A 15,047-nucleotide genomic window follows, 5' to 3' on the forward strand; every position below is an offset into this window, starting at 1 on the left:
GCGCTCACCGTCGGTAACGGAGGATCGGGGCAGTGACGTTCAATGAACCCTGGCCGGCATCGACGAGTGACTGGTAGACCTTGAGCACTGCGTCGGTGATCGGCATCGGCGTCTCGCTCGATGCCGCCGCCACCGCCGCGTAGCGCAGGTCTTTTGCCATCAGAGCGGCGGTGAACCTCGGCGTCGTGTCTCCTGCCGCCATCAGTCGGCCCATGCCGATTCCGGCTGCGCTTGCGACCGGAAGGCCCGCGATCATGTCCATCGCGCTGTCCATTGAAATGCCCTGTGCTGCGGCAAATCCCAGTGCTTCCGCCAGACCCGCGACTTGCGCCGCGAGCAGTGCATTGGCGATGAGCTTCATGAGGCATCCGCGTCCGCTCGCACCCGCATGAAAAACGGTGTTGGCATACTGCTTGATAAGCGGGGTCGCCCAATTGACGGCCTCGTCCTCGCCGCCAACCAGGGCGACGAGCTGCGCGGCTTCAGCCTGAGGAAGGGACCCGACGACGGGCGCATCGACCAGCCTGGCGCCGCGCACACCGACCGCGGCGCTGAGTTCTGCGATCCATTCCGGAGACGCCGTTGTGACTTCAATGGCCGTCGCACCGGGGCGCAGTCCGGCAAGCGCGCCGTCGGCGCCTTTCCAGACCGAGCGCGAGGCGAGATCGTCGGACACCATGACAAAAACGGCGTCGGCGCCATTGGCCGCTTCGCGCGGCGTGCCGGCAACGCTCGCACCGTCGATGGCAAGGGTTGCCGCCGTTGTCCGATTCCAGATCTGGACATCATGTCCAGCCGCGATGAGATGCCCGACCATGCGGGAGCCCATCGCTCCAAGTCCAAGAAATGCAATCTTCTTCATATCTCGTCCTTTCGTCTCCCTCGTTTGTCGTTGGCGGCTTGATGGGCAGGTCGCGCAGGCGCACGCCCGTGCCGTCAAAGATCGCGTTGCCCACGGCCGCGGAAACGCCCGTTGCCGCTTGATGAGCCGGCAATGAGAACAACCTGCTTGCTCATCTCAGTCTCCGAAGTTGGAAGAAGATGGGACCGGACCGCCGTTGGGGAGGAGGGTGGCGGTCCGGTCCTGCGAGGCGCTGAGGGAGCAAGCGCCTCGAACTGCCGTCAGATGATGCCGCCGTTGGCGCGCAGTACCTGACCGTTGATCCACGAAGCGTCCGGCCCCGTCAGGAAGGCGGCGGTCGAAGCGATGGCAGCGCCAATGCCGCGCGAGGATCCGGTCACGATGGCTGGTCTTGAAGTCGTGCTCATCTTCCTGATTCCGATTTCCTGTCCGGAGGCGATTGATGCGAGGGTTTGCGTCTGGCCGAAACGCCCCGGTGATTGCTCGTCCTGAATGTGCAGCGATCCAGAAGAAAACTCACGTAAATAGATGAAAAAATTTGCGTATATTCGAGTTACTGGAATTTTATATAAGAATAATTTTGAAATATCTGGAAAGTATTTGTGTAAATAAGGATTTTATGCCGAATAAAAATCTGGAAAGTGGGCTTTTGTACGTGCATTGGCGCTGGATGCTTGCCAGTCTAGCGAATTGCCGAAGTAGCTGAGAAAGAAAAGGCCCTGACATCCCCGCTGTCCGGTGAGGACGTCGACAACCATCAGGACACTCTGCGCAATCTCGAGGCCAGCGGTCGGGCCTCCCATCTCCGTGCGCACCCATCCATGTGGCATGGCGATCACCGCCCGCGAGCCGCCCGTGCGGTCGAAGAAAGTGCGCAACAACATGTTCAGGGCAGCCTTGGGCAGGTCATCCTGCGAACGGTGGCGACAACGTGCCAGCCTCGTTCCGCCAGTTCGCTTGTGATCGCGAGGCCAGGCCCGCGCGACCCGCCTGAAGCGACAGCGCGGCCATTGAACGCCGTCATGAGGCGAGAAATGGCCTGCCCGCGAAAAGGCGTCCGGGCGCGTGGGCTAGGCGTGAAAGAGGACCGCGATGATCAGGCTCAGGGTGACGGCGCCGAAGAGGGTGCTCACGATCACCGTGGTTCCGATCACGCTGGAATCGCGGTGGAACTTCACGGCGAAGAGAATGCCGAAGAACCCGGACGGCCCCGCGGCCATCAGAATTGCGATGCGCCCGATTTCCATCGGCACCGCGAAGGCAAGAACGATCGCGATGGCAACTGCTGGCCGCACGACATCGGCAACCAAAGTTCCGATGATCGCGCGCCAGTCCAGGCGGAGCGGTTGGGCGGACAGCACCAGACCGGAGAGAAACAGCGCCAGGCCGGCGGCCGCGCTTCCAAGTTGGGAGAAGCTGTCGGTCACGATCTTCCCGAGCGGCAGCCCGGTCAGTGAGACGGCCAGACCAAGCAGGGGGCCCAGAACGACGGGCGCGGTGAGCGCGTGCAGCAGGGCCCGCGCGATCTTTGCGGCGAGAGGGCTCTTTGTCTCGGCCTTCTCACTGGCAAGTTCGCTTATGAGCAAGGCGAGGGGGCTGATCGTCAGAGATCCGGCTGCAAGGCTGACCGCAACCTGAACCACTCCTTCGTGACCCAGGATATGCATCGCCACTGGCAGCGTGACACCCGCCAGATTGGGAAGGGCGACGGTCAGGGATTGCAGTGCCGCCTCGCCGCTTTCGCTGCGAATTACGAAACGGGCGAGCAGGAACCATCCGAAGAAGATGGAGAGAAAGACGGTTGCGACGATCAAGAACAGCGGACCTTGCTGCAATACCATGGTCCGCGGAGCCGTTGCCATCGCCGTGAACAGGGCAAGCGGCAGGGCAAAGGTCATCGTCAGCGAATTGAGGCTTTCGACGTTGTGATTGTCGGTCAACCTGGCGCGTCCGGCGACGAAGCCGACGGCCATGGTGAAGAAGACCGGCGCGAGCGCCAGGGCAATGCTGCTTGCCATGTCCAGAATTCCATCAACTCGTGGATAAATCCAAATCCTCGCGCTTTGAAGTGTCGTGCGGAGGCGGTTCATTCGGTCATGTAAAATACACCTGCGAAATGAACCAGATTGAATGGCGCTAATATTGGAAAACAATTATAAAAATACGAATATTGCACGAGATTTATATTATGGATTCGACATTAAAATATGTAAATATGCGATATTTTCAAGAATTTACTTCAAAAAGGTGCAGAGATTGGGATGATGGCTGTGGCTTCGCGCCGCTCCCTTGAAACATTCCCTGACAGAAGGTGACTCCCGTGTTCTCCAACTTCCGAGCAATCCTCGCCATTGGCGCAGCTCTTACCGCCGTTTCTCCGGTCATGGCCCATGCCGAGCCCATCAAGAACATCGTCCTGGTCCACGGCGCCTGGGTCGACGGTTCGGGATGGAAGTCAGTCTATGACGTCCTCGTCCGCGACGGATACAACGTCGCCATCGTGCAGGAGCCCGAGACGTCGCTTGCCGCCGACGTCAAGGCAACCGACGATGTGATCAATCTGATGGACGGTCCGACCATCCTCGTCGGGCACAGCTATGGCGGTTCGGTCATCACCGAGGCCGGGATGAATTCCAAGGTCGCCGGCTTGGTCTATGTCGCCGCCCACGCACCAGATGTCGGCGAGGACGAGCATACGTTGGGCGTCCAGACGCCGAGCGTCCTTGGCAAGACAGCGGGCGCGATCAAGAAGACGCCGGACGGCTTCACCTATCTCGACCCGAAGGTGTTCCCCAAGCTGTTCGCGCCGGATCTTCCCAAGGCGCAGGCGGAATTCGCCGCGCGCTCGCAGGTCATGACCGCCGCCGCGAACTTCTCCACGCCCATGAGTGCAGCTGCATGGAAGCACAAGCCCGTCTGGGGCATCGTTGCCGGCGGCGACCAGATCATCAGCCCCGATCTCGAGCGCTTCTACTACAAGCGCGCCAAGGCCAACTGGATCGAAATCCCCGGTGCCAGCCACGCGGTCTACGAAAGCCACCCGGCAGAAGTCGCGCGGGTGATCGAGAAGGCGGCGACGGTCGTCGGCGACAAGGCATCCCCTCAGAAGATGAACTGAACGGCTGCTCCCCTGCCACTCGGCGGGGGGCATCCCCCGCCCATTCCTGAGGAGTACTCCGCGATGGTCGCTTCAAGCCAGGTCAGGGCCAGCCGCCGATGGGACGAAACCGTCGTCGAGCGGGATAGACGCCTTGCCGCAGGTGCCCGTTACGCTCGGGGCAAGGAGGTTGCGGCAGCGGATGTCCGCGGTCTGCTCGAGGCGGTGATCATGCCGGGCGACCGGGTTTGTCTCGAAGGAGACAACCAGAAGCAGGCCGATTTCCTGGCCGGCTGTCTGGCCACGGTCGATCCCGGCAAGGTCAGGGATCTCCACATCGTCCAGTCCGGTCTCGTTCTGGCCGAGCATCTCGATCTCTTCGAGACCGGGATCGCCCGCAAGCTCGACTTTTCCTATTCCGGGCCCCAGGGCGGCGCGCTGGCGCGAGCACTTGCCGCCGGCAAGATCGAGCTTGGCGCGATCCACACCTATATCGAGTTGTTCTCGCGCTACTTCGTCGACCTCACACCGAACGTCGCGCTGACGGTGGCCCGCGCGGCCGACCGGGACGGCAATCTCTACATGGGGCCGAACACCGAGGACTCGCCGGTGGTCATCGAGGCGACGGCCTTCAAGCAGGGCATCGTCATCGCGCAGGTCAACGAGATCGTCGACAAGGTGCCGCGTGTCGATATTCCCGGCGACCGGATCGACTTCATCGTCCGCTCGCCGAGCCCTTTCTATCTCGAACCGCTCTTCACCCGTGACCCCGCCCAGATCACCGAAACCCAGATCCTGTCGGCGATGATCGCGATCCGCGGCATCTACGAGCCCTACGGCATCACGCGGCTGAACCACGGGATCGGCTTCAACACCGCCGCGATCGAGCTGATCCTGCCGACCTACGCGCAAAAGCTGGGCCTCAAGGGCCGGATCGCGACGCATTTCGCCCTGAACCCGCATCCGACCCTGATCCCGGCGATTGAAAGCGGCTGGGTTCGGCAGGTTCACTCCTTCGGCTCCGAAGTGGGGATGGACGCCTACATGAGGGCCCGCCCCGACATCTTCTTCACCGGCCGGGACGGGTCGATGGGGTCGAACCGGATGTTCTGTCAGGCCGCGGGACTTTACGCGACGGACATGTTCATCGGGTCGACACTGCAGATCGACCTGCAGGGCAATTCCTCCACGGTGACGCGGGACCGCATCGCCGGCTTCGGAGGGGCGCCGAACATGGGGTCGGACCCGCATGGCCGACGCCACGCCAGCGAGGCGTGGATGAAGGCGGGGCGGGAAGCCGGCGGAGCGGGATTGCCACGCGGCCGCAAGCTGGTCGTGCAGATCGTCGAGAGCTTCGCCGACAAGATGGCTCCCGCTTTCGTCGAGAAGCTCGACTGTCTGGAGCTTGCCGAAACCCTTGGCCTCGCACTGCCGCCGGTCATGATCTATGGCGGCGACGTCACCCACATCGTGACCGAGGAGGGCGTTGCAAACCTCCTTTTGTGCCGCAACGCGGCAGAGCGCGAGCAGGCGATCCGGGGCATTGCCGGATACACCGAGGTCGGACGTGGCCGGGACCGGGCGATGGTCGAGGCCTTGCGCGCACGCAAGGCGATCCAACGGCCCGAGGATCTGGGCATCGACCTGCTCGACGCCAACCGAAACCTTCTGGCCGCGCGCTCGGTCAAGGATCTGATGCGTTGGTCCGGCAACCTCTACGAGCCGCCTGCAAAGTTCCGGAACTGGTGAGGACGACGCCGATGAACAAGTTGACGTTCAGCTACAGGACCGGCGAGAGGGCCGGCGGCAACCGGACGAGCGCCCTTGTGGGTGTCGTCGCGTCGGGAAACCTCGAGGTGCTGCTCGAACGCTCGCTCGGCGCCGAGGACTGCGTGATCGAGGTTGCAACGCCGGTGAACGGCTTCGACGACGTCTGGGCGACCGTGCTCGCCGACTTCGTCGACCGCGCCTCGCCCGGCGGATTGAGGATTTCGATCAATGACGGTGGCGCCAGGCCCGACGCGGTGACCCTTCGTCTGTTGCAGGGCATGAGGATGATGGAGGGCGACAATGGCTGACATGGAAATGGACCGGGACCTGTTGTCTGTCGGCGCGAGCTGGTTCCTGTCGACCGCGCGTGAACGGCTCGATGGATTTCTCGATGCAGGGAGTTTCGTGGAAGTCCTGCCGCCGACCGAAAGGCAGGTCAGCCCGCATCTGGATCTCTTCGGCCTGCCGGCGGCATTCGACGATGGCATGATCGTCGGACGCGGGCGGCTCGGAGGTCGCGAGATCCTGGTCGCGGCCCAGGAAGGCCAGTTCATGGGCGGAACGTTCGCCGAAGTCAGCGGCGCCAAGCTCGTGGGGCTCCTGCGCGCGGCCGCCCTGGGACCGGATCGGCCGGCGGCCGTGTGCATTCTCTTCGATAGCGGCGGCGTGCGGCTTCAGGAAGCCAATGCGGGCGAGTTGGCCGTCGCGGAAGTCATGCGAGCCATTTTTAACACCCGTCGCGCCGGCATCCCGGTGATCGCACTCGTCGGTGGCAGGGCAGGGGCGTTCGGAGGCGCGGGTCTGGCGGCTGCGACCTGTTCCAGCATCGTGATTTGCGAACAGGGCCGCACGGGTGTGAGCGGGCCGGAGGTCATCGAGACCAATGAAGGCGTCGAGGAATTCGACAGCCGGGACAAGGCGCTGGTCTGGGGCGTCACCGGCGGTCGCGCCCGCCGGATACTCGGTGGCGCCGACATCTACGTTGAAGACGGCGCATCGGCGTTCCGGGCGGGAGCGCTGGCCGCTCTTGAGGCGGCGCGGGTACCGGATCTCTCGGCATTGAAGGCGGAGCAACGGCGGCTGGCGAACCGGATTTCTCAGGCGGGCGATGCCCGCAGCGTTCGGGAACTCTGGTCCCGGTTTGGCATCGCAGACGCCGAAGCGGCCCGCAATATGAGCGACCCGGACTTCCAGCAACTTGTTTCCAGCGTGCAGGAGGGCAGTCATGCGGCGCGATGAGATTTTGTCCGCTCTGTTTCCCGGCGGTTGGAGCATCACCGATCGCGACGATGCCCTGATGCTCGGGACTGGCACCATGGCTAGCGGCGGCACCGTTCATGTCGTCGGCATCGAGCAGGGCAAGGCCCTTGGGGTCGATGGTGCGATCATTCTCGCCGGGCACGTCCTCCGGATCGTCGAGGAGGGCGGCCGCGATCCGCTCCTCGTGATGATCGACACCAAGGGTCAGCGCATGAGCCGCCGCGACGAGATGCTCGGGCTGAACGAGTATCTCGCGCACCTTGCCAAGACCATTCTCCTCGCCAGCCGGTCAGGTCATCCAACGATCGGGCTTGTTCATGGCAAGGCGGCAGCCGGAGCCTTTCTCGCCACCGCCCTGGCGACGGATCTCCTGCTCGCCTTGCCGCAGGCCGAGCCGGCGGTGATGGACCTGCCCTCCATCGCCCGCGTCACCAAGCTTCCCGAAGATCAACTGAAGCGTATGGCGCGCTCGACGCCAATCTTCGCGCCCGGCGTGGATCCGATGTACGGCATCGGCGCCATCGAAACCATTCTGGATCTGGACGGTGACCTTGCCGCCCAATTCGAGGAAGCCCTCGGCCGGGTCGACGGACGCGACATGCGGGACGAAACCGGGCTCGAGCGTGGCGGCCGGCGACTGGCTGCGATGATCTCGCGCAAGGTCATCGCGCGGGTGCGTGACGCGCGATGACCCTCGCGCGCCACGATCTTCTCCTGGTGCGGCCCGAGTGCTGGGCAGGTGTTCTTGCACGTGCGCACCGGGCCGGATGGCAGCCTGGCGCACCGGCATTGCAGCCGCAGGCACGCAAGCTGGTCGCGGGCTGGGCGGAGCAAGGGTGGCCCGTCATCGTCCGACGTTTGGCGGCCTGCGAAACATCGCCGCTCATCGCGGTCGGCCTGCCGCTACCGCCATCGCTGGGAAAGCAGCGCATTGCCCTTGAGGTTGCGCCGCAGGAGGTCCTTGACTCCCTCGCCGGGGTCCATCTCGGACGGGAGATCGGGTCATTGCCGCCACGGCTCGCGCCGCAACTGGGAGACGTCCTCGATTTGGCGCATGCCTGCGGCGTCGCTCCCCGGATTTTCGGAGCGCTGCTCTGGCAGCATCTCACCGGCCTTGAGTATGTGCATGGCGGATCGGACATCGACCTGCTGTGGCCTCTTGGCGAGGCTACGGACCGGAATAGGCTGCTGGGCGGGTTAACCGCGATCGACGAGACGGGCCCGGCGCGCATCGACGGCGAGATCCTGCTTGCCTCGGGCCGTGCCGTGAACTGGCGGGAATTGCGCGACGGGTTGGTGGCGGGTGCCGAAGGGACCGTCATGGTGAAAACTCTGGAAGGGGTGCGGCTCGAATGTTTGCAGACACTCTTCAACTGACACGGTGTGCCCAAATCGGACCGGATGCGGCGTTCCGGGAGCCCGAGGTTGACCCCATCGATGCCCTGGCCGGACGGATCGGGGCGCTCGCGGCCGATGTTCTGGTTCGTGAGTTGGAGACATGGCCGAAGCCTGGCCTCGTCAGTCCTCTCGATGCGGGGAGCCATGACGACATGGACGTCCCCCAGTTTCTCGCCAGCATCGATGCCGTCGCCCCGTATTTCGTGCAGCTTGCGGTTTGCGGCGCTGAAGGAGGGGACCTCGAGGACCTGCGTGGCATTGGCCGCGATGCAGAAACCGCGATGATGGCGGCAACGGGCGGCGTCAACACGCACCGCGGTGCGATCTTTGCCCTCGGCCTCCTTTGCGCGGCGGCTGGCTCAAGGTCCAGGGACAGGATGACGCGAACAACGCTCTCCGCCCGTCTCAACGCGGAAGGCGTGTGCGAACACGTAGCCCAGCACTGGGGAGAGGCTATTTTTCGCGGACCCATCCCCCTGCACAGTCATAGCAGCAAGATGGGGCGTCGCCACGGTGCCGGCGGTGCCCGCGCGGAGGCTGCGAGCGGCTTCTGGCATGCACGCTTTGTCGGACTGCCGGCACTTCGCTGGGTCCGCAGTCAGGGTGTGCCGGAGCGGGCGGCGAATGTCCAAGCCTTCTTCGCACTTCTGGCGACCATCGATGACACCAATATCCTGTATCGTGGCGGCGAGACCGGTGCCCGTGCGGCACGGAGCGCCGCCGCGTTGTTCCTTGCCCATGGCGGCGTGCTGAAGGCAGGTTGGGATGAGGGGGCTCTCGCGATCCATCGCAACTTCGTCTCGCAAGGACTGAGCCCCGGCGGATGCGCCGATCTTCTCTCCGTCACGCTGTTTCTCGACGCGATCGACAACCTCTCATGACCCGGCTGGCGGTCCTGTGTTCGGGGCAAGGAGGGCAGGGCCCCGGGATGTTCGACGCCATCGCCGACGCGCCCCAGGCCGGCCCGGTCTTCGCGCGGGCGGCCAGGGCTCTGGGAGGGCAGGACCCGCGCAGGCTTGTGAGCGAGGCACAGGATCGCATCCATGAGAATGCCGTGGCCCAAATCCTCTGCGCCACGGTCGCGATGGCCTGGTGGGCAATACTGGCGCCTCACGTCGGCAAGCCTCTTGCCGTTGCCGGCTACAGCGCCGGCGAATTGCCCGCATGGGGTGTCGCCGGCGTTCTCGATGTCGACGAGGTCTTTCGTCTCGTGGAGCTTCGGGCCGAGGCGATGGATCGCGCAAGCGTTGCGGATGCCGGACTGGGCGCCGTCAAGGGACTGCCGCGCAAGGACATTGACGCGCTTTGCCAACGGCATGGCGTCTATGTCGCAATTGTCGTCGGTCCTTTCCACTTTGTGCTTGGGGGAATGCGCGAGGCTCTCGCCAAGGCACTTGGCGAAGCTGATGCGCACGGCGCCAGCCGATGCGAACGGCTCCCGGTGCGCGTCCCCTCCCATACGCCGCTCCTGTCCGCTGCCGCCAGCGACTTCGCCGAGGATCTCAGGCACGCCGTCGGCGCCCCGGAAAACATGCGCGATGTCCGTCTCGTCTCCGGCCTCGATGGCAGCCGAATCCGCGACATGGAAAGCGGCAAATCGAAACTCGCCGCGCAGATCGCGGCGACGGTCGAATGGTCACGGGTGATGGATGCTCTTCGTGCCGCCGGAACGCAGACGTTCCTGGAACTCGGCCCCGGCAGCGCGCTCTCCAATATGGCCGGCGAGTTCGCACCCGAACTTCCGTCGCGCTCGACAGCGCAATTCCGGACCATCGAGGGCGTTCGCATGTGGCTTCAGGAAGGAACGCGCGGTTGACGCCAGCCGGCCTCGCGGTGGTTTCGGGTGATCGGCGGGCAAAGCATCAAGGGTGTCGATGGGGGGAAGTGCGCGATGGCGTTTGTTCTCGTTCACGGCGCTTGGCATCACGGGGACATGTGGAGCGCGGTGCGCCGGCACCTGGAGGCCGCGGGGCATGCCGTGCACACGCCGACCGCCGGCGCTGCGCGCGTACCGGGCAGCTCAGAGGCGCGCTCGCGCTTCTTCCAGCAAGGAGCGGGCGGCGCTGGGGAGCGAGTGACGATCGCTTTCCTCGATCTTTGCCAGCACCTCGATCAGGCTTGCTTCCGCCTCTTTGGGGCGCGACTGTTGCAGCAGGAAGAGCGCAAGAGACACGGTGCCGCGCAATTCCCAGCCGGTGCAGGAGTGCCTGCGGGCGATTTCAATCCCCTCACGCATCGCGGCTTCCGCGGCGACGGGGTCGCTTTGCGCACCCGTGGACAGCAAGATGCCGCGCGTTCGGAAGAGTTCGGGCAGCAGGTACTCCTCGCCATTCGCATCCGCCATGGCAAAGGCACTGTCGAGCAGGGCGGTTGCTTCGGCATGATTGCCGCCCTCAAGGGCGATCGCTTCGGCAAGCTGGCGCTGGAGGTCCGTGAAGATGACGCGGTGGTTTTCGCGTTCGAGGATCGCCAGAGACGCCCGCAGGTCTTCGATGCCGTCCTTGAATTGGCCCCGCCGCACGCTGACGCACCCGCGCAGACCGATTGCAACGGCACGATAGGGCTCCAGGGAATTCTTGGCCGCCAATTCATGGAGTTCCGCAACGCGCTCCTCGATTGAAGCGATTTCATCGCCCCAGATTGCCGCGGTCGTCGTGTAGATGAACGCAATGCACAATGCGACCGGTTGGCTAAGGGCCCGAGCTTCCTCGATTGCCATGACGGCCGTGCGGGCGGAAAGCTCGAACTCGCCCAAAATCCAGAGGGTGCGGATAAAGGCAATCATCCCACGGCCACGCTCGTCATAGCCGAGAGTGTCGATGTGCCGTGTGCCGCTCCTTGCGGATCGCTCCAGCGCAAGGTTGAAATGCTGTCGGGCAAGCAATTGATTTCCGCACAGATGATATGTCGTCCCCGACATCCAGTCGGCGGCAATCAGGGCATCGTCCGTCCCGATCTCCTTGGCGACGCTGATTGTGCGCCCCGACATCGAAAGCATGCTGCGAAAGTCGGCCCGGCGCGAAAGGAAAATATGCAAGCCGGCCAGGAGACGCATCTCGTGTTCTTTGTTGCCAAGCGATCTTGCGATCGTCAGCGAACGGTCGATGGCGCGACGGACCTCCGGATCGTTGCCGCTGGTAAACATGCGGGCACCGGCAACGCCTTCCCAAAGCGCCAGTTCTATCTCTGTGTCGACAAACTCTTGCGGCATGCCTTCGAGGGCACGAGTGCACCATTGTTCGCATTCTCGCAGCAGCGATAGCGACAGCAGCAATCGCACGGAGTTTGCCACGAGATCGGCAGTCAGCTGGCCTTCATCTTCAGCGTTCGAGCACCATTCGAATGCTGCTCGAAGGTTGCCAAGCAAATTTGGCGTGGCCAATTCCGCTGTGGCGGTATTGCGCAACTTCCCCAAGACGAAAAGGGAATGGCGGCGTGCAATCTCATCGGCGTCGCCGGAAGCGTTCAGTGCCGCTTTGGCATAGCTGCGAGCCATGTCGAGCAGACGGTAATTGACTTCGCGGCCGACGATCGATGTCCACAACAACGACTTGTCGGCAAGGGCTTCGAGGGTGAGGGCAATGGCGTTGGCGTCCTGAACGTCTCCCGCCACGATCTTATGGGCGTCTGCGAGCGTGAAATTGCCCACGAAGACCGAGAGTGTCGTCAAAAGGCGACGTTCATCTTCGGTCAGAAGATTGAAGCTCCATTCCAGGACGGCATGCAGGGTCTGATGCCGGGCCGGCGCCTGGCGACGACCCGGCCAGAGAAGCTTGAGGTGGTCGTCCAGCAATTCGGCGATGCCGTCGATGCCGTAACTTGGAACGCGGCTGGCAGCAAGCTCGATGGCAAGCGCGATTCCGTCGAGATGACGGCAAATCCTGGCGACCGTTATGGCTTCGTCGTCCGACAATTTCTTGCGATAGCCGCTGGCAGCGGCACGCTCCATGAAGAGCTGAACAGCCGACCAGTTATGAATATCGGAGGCTGTTATGAATTCGTCGGGAGGGCTTTCCAGAACAGGAAGCCAGTAGACCTGTTCGCCCTCCGCCCGCAATGCCTCCCGCGTTGTCGTGAGGATTGTCACGTCGGGGGCGTTCGCATGGATCTGCTCGGCGAGCGCCGAGACCGCTTCCAGCAGATGCTCGCAATTGTCGATCAGCAGAAGCACCTGGAGTTTGGCCAGCGCCTGCAACAGATCCTGGCTCGTGGACTCCGAATTTTGCGGCAATTTGATCGCCGAGGTGATTGCGGTTTCAACCAGCTCGTCTTTTGAGATCCCGCTGAGGTCGATGAACTCGACGCCGTCCCTGAATTCGCTGCGCAGGCTATGGGCGGTGGACACCGCGACAGTCGTCTTTCCAATACCTCCGGCGCCGACAATGCTGACGAAACGCGTCTCGGCGAGCAGTCGGGAAAGCTCTTGCACAGTCTCCTGCCGGCCGATCATTCTGCCGAGCGGCGATGGAAGGCGATTATGACTTCTCGGTCTGGCGGCAGTCTCGCTGCTGGTCCTCTGAGGCACCTGGCCTGCGTTGCGTTGCACATTGCCGACGAAGCAATAGCCGCGGCGTGGAATCGTCTCGATATAGCGCTCCTCGCCGTCTCCATCTTCGAGCGTGCTTCGCAACTTGGCGATATGGACGCGGAGATTTGCCTCCTCGACGTACATATTGGGCCATGCCCGCTCGATGAGGTCCCGTTGAGTGACGACCTGTCCGGACTGGCTGATCAGAGCGTGGAGAAGGTCGAACGATCGCCCGCCGAGTTTGACCTCTTCGCCATGTCGAAGCAGCAGTCTCTTTATTGGAAAGAGACGATATGGGCCGAAGCTATAAGTCTCTTGATCGTCAGTCACGGGTCACTCAAAGATTGGGTGATGAGTATTCAGATGTTTGAGTGTCCGACTACAACTGTGGAATTTCTGGGGGACTTGCCGAGCTGATTGCATATCGCTCCTCGGTATTCCGCAAAGTCCGTCGTAGCCGTCCTCTTATAGGGAATGGTCCGCGAAAAGATCGGGGGATTATAGGACGAATCGGCGCAAATCGGCCTTGGATTTTCTCAAAAGCAGGGTTGAGCGGTGTTGGATTCCAGGATGCTTTCCGGCCTTTGTGTTCTTGCAGATGTGCGTCCAGTGCGTCATGCGCTCCCGCAGCAAGGAAACTGGGAATGTCGGCATCGGGAGTGAGCCGGGCAATATCCAGGCTGGAGGAGAAGCTTGGGGCAAGGCTTTTCGATTGTTCGACGGGGTTGCTTCGGCTGACGGACAAAGGCGCCCGCCTCTATCGTTTGGCCGCACCCCATCTTTCGGGACTGGAAACAGCAGCCCGGACGACATCCAATCTCGCTGCTGACGTTTAGGGACTGCTGCGGGTCAATCTGAACACGATATTCGCACGCCATATTTTGGCGCCGCGACTGCCGGTCGCCTCCCTCAGGCTAAGGCACACCGCCTGGTGACTCAGGTGGTGTTCTCGATTTTTCCCGGGCAAGGGCAGGCTGGGCCTCTATCCCAAACTGGTTCGGGTCGATATCCATCAAATTCTTGGATCGGGCCGTTATCTGACATATCGTGCCGTGCGTTGATGACCGACACGTCGCAGTTCATTTTGCCCGGCTTGTCGAGTCAGGCCCCATCATGTCGGGAACCTTCTTGCCGCCGATGCCAGACAAAACAACAGTGTCGAAAAGGCCGGCGACACACGACAGTAAGAATGATGCCGTCAGCGCCGACCTGATCGCCGTCGTTATTGCCGTGAACCATGATGGCCCGCGCGTCCTCACCATCGCGGATTCGAACGCCTTGCCGTCCGGCCCGTTCGAGCAGGGGCATCGATCCTTGCAGTCGGGCCTCCGGGCGTGGGTCGAGCGGCAGACCGGCCATCCGCTCGGCTATGTCGAGCAACTCTACACCTTTGCGGACCGGGACCGGACCGGAGACGGACGCGTCCAGATCTCGATCGGCTATCTCGGCCTGACACGGGAAGAAAAGGCCGAAGGGTCTCCGACGCACGGCTGGCGGAACTGGTACGAGTATTTCCCATGGGAGGACCATCGCGCGGGCATGCCACCGATCCTGCAGGACGTCCTGATACCCCAACTGCTGGCCTGGGCCGATGACACGACGGATCCGAAGACGCGTCACGATCGCCGGCAGCGCGCGACCTTTGCCTTTGGCCTCGACGAGCGCGACTGGAACGAGGAACTCACCCTGCAGCGCTACGAACTGCTCTATGAGGCGGGGCTCGTTGCCGAAGCCTTGCGCGATCGGGGCGAAAGCAGTTCCTCTCCAATCCCAGGCCGGCCGATGATCGCCGATCATCGCCGCATTCTGGCAACCGGGATTGCCAGGCTGCGCACCAAGATCAAATACCGCCCGGTCGTCTTCGAACTGATGCCCCCAGCCTTCACGTTGCTGCAGCTGCAGCGAACCGTCGAAGCGCTCGCCGGCCGGCTCGTTCACAAGCAGAATTTCCGGCGCCTGATCGAGCAGCAGGATCTGGTCGAGGAGACCGGCGAAACCACGTCCGACACCGGCGGCCGGCCGGCCAAACGCTTCCGCTTTCGCCAGTCGGTGCTGGCCGAGCGCGCGGTCGCGGGAACGAAATTGCCATTGTCACGCTCTTGACATTCGTTATGCTCAAGTTCAGCATATGT

General features: G+C 63.0%; 15 protein-coding genes. 10 read left to right on the forward strand and 5 right to left on the reverse strand.

Annotated features, from left to right (window positions below; translation table 11 throughout):
• Window positions 1-4: 4 nt before the first annotated feature.
• The 4 genes from HDIA_RS02420 to HDIA_RS02435 form a co-directional block, all read right to left on the reverse strand.
• Window positions 5-862 carry an NAD(P)-dependent oxidoreductase gene (locus HDIA_RS02420; RefSeq protein WP_099554025.1) on the reverse strand — a complete coding sequence of 286 codons (858 nt, stop codon included), beginning with the start codon at window positions 860-862 and terminating at the stop codon, window positions 5-7.
• A gap of 260 nt (window positions 863-1,122) precedes the next feature.
• Window positions 1,123-1,269: a hypothetical protein gene (locus HDIA_RS26070; RefSeq protein ID WP_425432972.1), complete on the reverse strand. Its 147-nt coding sequence runs from the start codon at window positions 1,267-1,269 to the stop codon at window positions 1,123-1,125.
• Window positions 1,270-1,479: 210 nt separating this feature from the next.
• A complete protein-coding gene (locus tag HDIA_RS02430) occupies window positions 1,480-1,746 on the reverse strand; it encodes a Rossmann-fold NAD(P)-binding domain-containing protein (protein ID WP_099554027.1) in 267 nt (88 codons plus the stop codon).
• Between the two features lie 186 nt (window positions 1,747-1,932).
• Entirely contained in the window at window positions 1,933-3,015 is a 1,083-nt protein-coding gene (locus HDIA_RS02435; protein WP_157775163.1) for an AEC family transporter, read from the reverse strand.
• A gap of 230 nt (window positions 3,016-3,245) precedes the next feature.
• On the opposite strand from HDIA_RS02435, the gene HDIA_RS02440 reads away from it, so the two are divergent.
• From HDIA_RS02440 to HDIA_RS02475, 8 genes are all read left to right on the forward strand, one after another.
• Entirely contained in the window at window positions 3,246-3,980 is a 735-nt protein-coding gene (locus HDIA_RS02440; protein ID WP_099558669.1) for an alpha/beta hydrolase, read from the forward strand.
• A 63-nt stretch (window positions 3,981-4,043) separates the two neighbouring features.
• Window positions 4,044-5,708, forward strand: coding sequence for a malonate decarboxylase subunit alpha (mdcA, locus tag HDIA_RS02445; RefSeq protein ID WP_099554031.1), 1,665 nt, complete (start codon window positions 4,044-4,046; stop codon window positions 5,706-5,708).
• Window positions 5,709-5,719: 11 nt separating this feature from the next.
• Window positions 5,720-6,037 carry a malonate decarboxylase acyl carrier protein gene (gene mdcC / locus HDIA_RS02450; protein WP_099554033.1) on the forward strand — a complete coding sequence of 106 codons (318 nt, stop codon included), beginning with the start codon at window positions 5,720-5,722 and terminating at the stop codon, window positions 6,035-6,037.
• A complete protein-coding gene (locus HDIA_RS02455; protein ID WP_197708089.1) occupies window positions 6,030-6,968 on the forward strand; it encodes a biotin-independent malonate decarboxylase subunit beta in 939 nt (312 codons plus the stop codon). The genes mdcC and HDIA_RS02455 overlap by 8 nt, the downstream gene beginning before the upstream one ends.
• Entirely contained in the window at window positions 6,955-7,680 is a 726-nt protein-coding gene (locus HDIA_RS02460) for a biotin-independent malonate decarboxylase subunit gamma (RefSeq protein WP_099554035.1), read from the forward strand. The genes HDIA_RS02455 and HDIA_RS02460 overlap by 14 nt, the downstream gene beginning before the upstream one ends.
• Window positions 7,677-8,366: a malonate decarboxylase holo-[acyl-carrier-protein] synthase gene (gene mdcG, locus HDIA_RS02465; protein ID WP_099554037.1), complete on the forward strand. Its 690-nt coding sequence runs from the start codon at window positions 7,677-7,679 to the stop codon at window positions 8,364-8,366. The genes HDIA_RS02460 and mdcG overlap by 4 nt, the downstream gene beginning before the upstream one ends.
• The gene (locus tag HDIA_RS02470; protein ID WP_099554039.1) at window positions 8,342-9,268 is read left to right on the forward strand and encodes a triphosphoribosyl-dephospho-CoA synthase; all 927 of its coding nucleotides are present in this window, start codon (window positions 8,342-8,344) and stop codon (window positions 9,266-9,268) included. The genes mdcG and HDIA_RS02470 overlap by 25 nt, the downstream gene beginning before the upstream one ends.
• Window positions 9,265-10,203 carry an ACP S-malonyltransferase gene (locus HDIA_RS02475; protein ID WP_281259980.1) on the forward strand — a complete coding sequence of 313 codons (939 nt, stop codon included), beginning with the start codon at window positions 9,265-9,267 and terminating at the stop codon, window positions 10,201-10,203. The genes HDIA_RS02470 and HDIA_RS02475 overlap by 4 nt, the downstream gene beginning before the upstream one ends.
• A gap of 204 nt (window positions 10,204-10,407) precedes the next feature.
• Here HDIA_RS02475 and HDIA_RS02485 read toward each other — a convergent pair whose 3' ends face one another.
• Entirely contained in the window at window positions 10,408-13,245 is a 2,838-nt protein-coding gene (locus tag HDIA_RS02485; protein WP_099554043.1) for an ATP-binding protein, read from the reverse strand.
• Between the two features lie 41 nt (window positions 13,246-13,286).
• Here HDIA_RS02485 and HDIA_RS26075 point away from each other — a divergent pair, with 41 nt between their 5' ends.
• Window positions 13,287-13,751 carry a LysR family transcriptional regulator gene (locus HDIA_RS26075; RefSeq protein WP_425432918.1) on the forward strand — a complete coding sequence of 155 codons (465 nt, stop codon included), beginning with the start codon at window positions 13,287-13,289 and terminating at the stop codon, window positions 13,749-13,751.
• Between the two features lie 301 nt (window positions 13,752-14,052).
• The gene (locus HDIA_RS02495; protein ID WP_099558671.1) at window positions 14,053-15,018 is read left to right on the forward strand and encodes an NUDIX hydrolase; all 966 of its coding nucleotides are present in this window, start codon (window positions 14,053-14,055) and stop codon (window positions 15,016-15,018) included.
• Window positions 15,019-15,047: the final 29 nt, after the last annotated feature.

Origin of the sequence: Hartmannibacter diazotrophicus, from assembly GCF_900231165.1 — a bacterium.
GTDB classification, from domain to species: Bacteria; Pseudomonadota; Alphaproteobacteria; order Rhizobiales; family Pleomorphomonadaceae; genus Hartmannibacter; species Hartmannibacter diazotrophicus.

What these genes read in the sequence shown, in the direction of transcription:
- HDIA_RS02420 (WP_099554025.1), bottom strand. Translation starts at nt 862, where the DNA reads ATGAAGAAGATTGCATTTCTTGGACTTGGAGCGATGGGCTCCCGCATG.
- HDIA_RS26070 (WP_425432972.1), bottom strand. Translation starts at nt 1,269, where the DNA reads ATGAGCACGACTTCAAGACCAGCCATCGTGACCGGATCCTCGCGCGGC.
- HDIA_RS02430 (WP_099554027.1), bottom strand. Translation starts at nt 1,746, where the DNA reads ATGTTGTTGCGCACTTTCTTCGACCGCACGGGCGGCTCGCGGGCGGTG.
- HDIA_RS02440 (WP_099558669.1), top strand. Translation starts at nt 3,246, where the DNA reads ATGGCCCATGCCGAGCCCATCAAGAACATCGTCCTGGTCCACGGCGCC.
- mdcA (WP_099554031.1), top strand. Translation starts at nt 4,044, where the DNA reads ATGGTCGCTTCAAGCCAGGTCAGGGCCAGCCGCCGATGGGACGAAACC.
- mdcC (WP_099554033.1), top strand. Translation starts at nt 5,720, where the DNA reads ATGAACAAGTTGACGTTCAGCTACAGGACCGGCGAGAGGGCCGGCGGC.
- HDIA_RS02455 (WP_197708089.1), top strand. Translation starts at nt 6,030, where the DNA reads ATGGCTGACATGGAAATGGACCGGGACCTGTTGTCTGTCGGCGCGAGC.
- HDIA_RS02460 (WP_099554035.1), top strand. Translation starts at nt 6,955, where the DNA reads ATGCGGCGCGATGAGATTTTGTCCGCTCTGTTTCCCGGCGGTTGGAGC.
- mdcG (WP_099554037.1), top strand. Translation starts at nt 7,677, where the DNA reads ATGACCCTCGCGCGCCACGATCTTCTCCTGGTGCGGCCCGAGTGCTGG.
- HDIA_RS02470 (WP_099554039.1), top strand. Translation starts at nt 8,342, where the DNA reads ATGTTTGCAGACACTCTTCAACTGACACGGTGTGCCCAAATCGGACCG.
- HDIA_RS02475 (WP_281259980.1), top strand. Translation starts at nt 9,265, where the DNA reads ATGACCCGGCTGGCGGTCCTGTGTTCGGGGCAAGGAGGGCAGGGCCCC.
- HDIA_RS02495 (WP_099558671.1), top strand. Translation starts at nt 14,053, where the DNA reads ATGCCAGACAAAACAACAGTGTCGAAAAGGCCGGCGACACACGACAGT.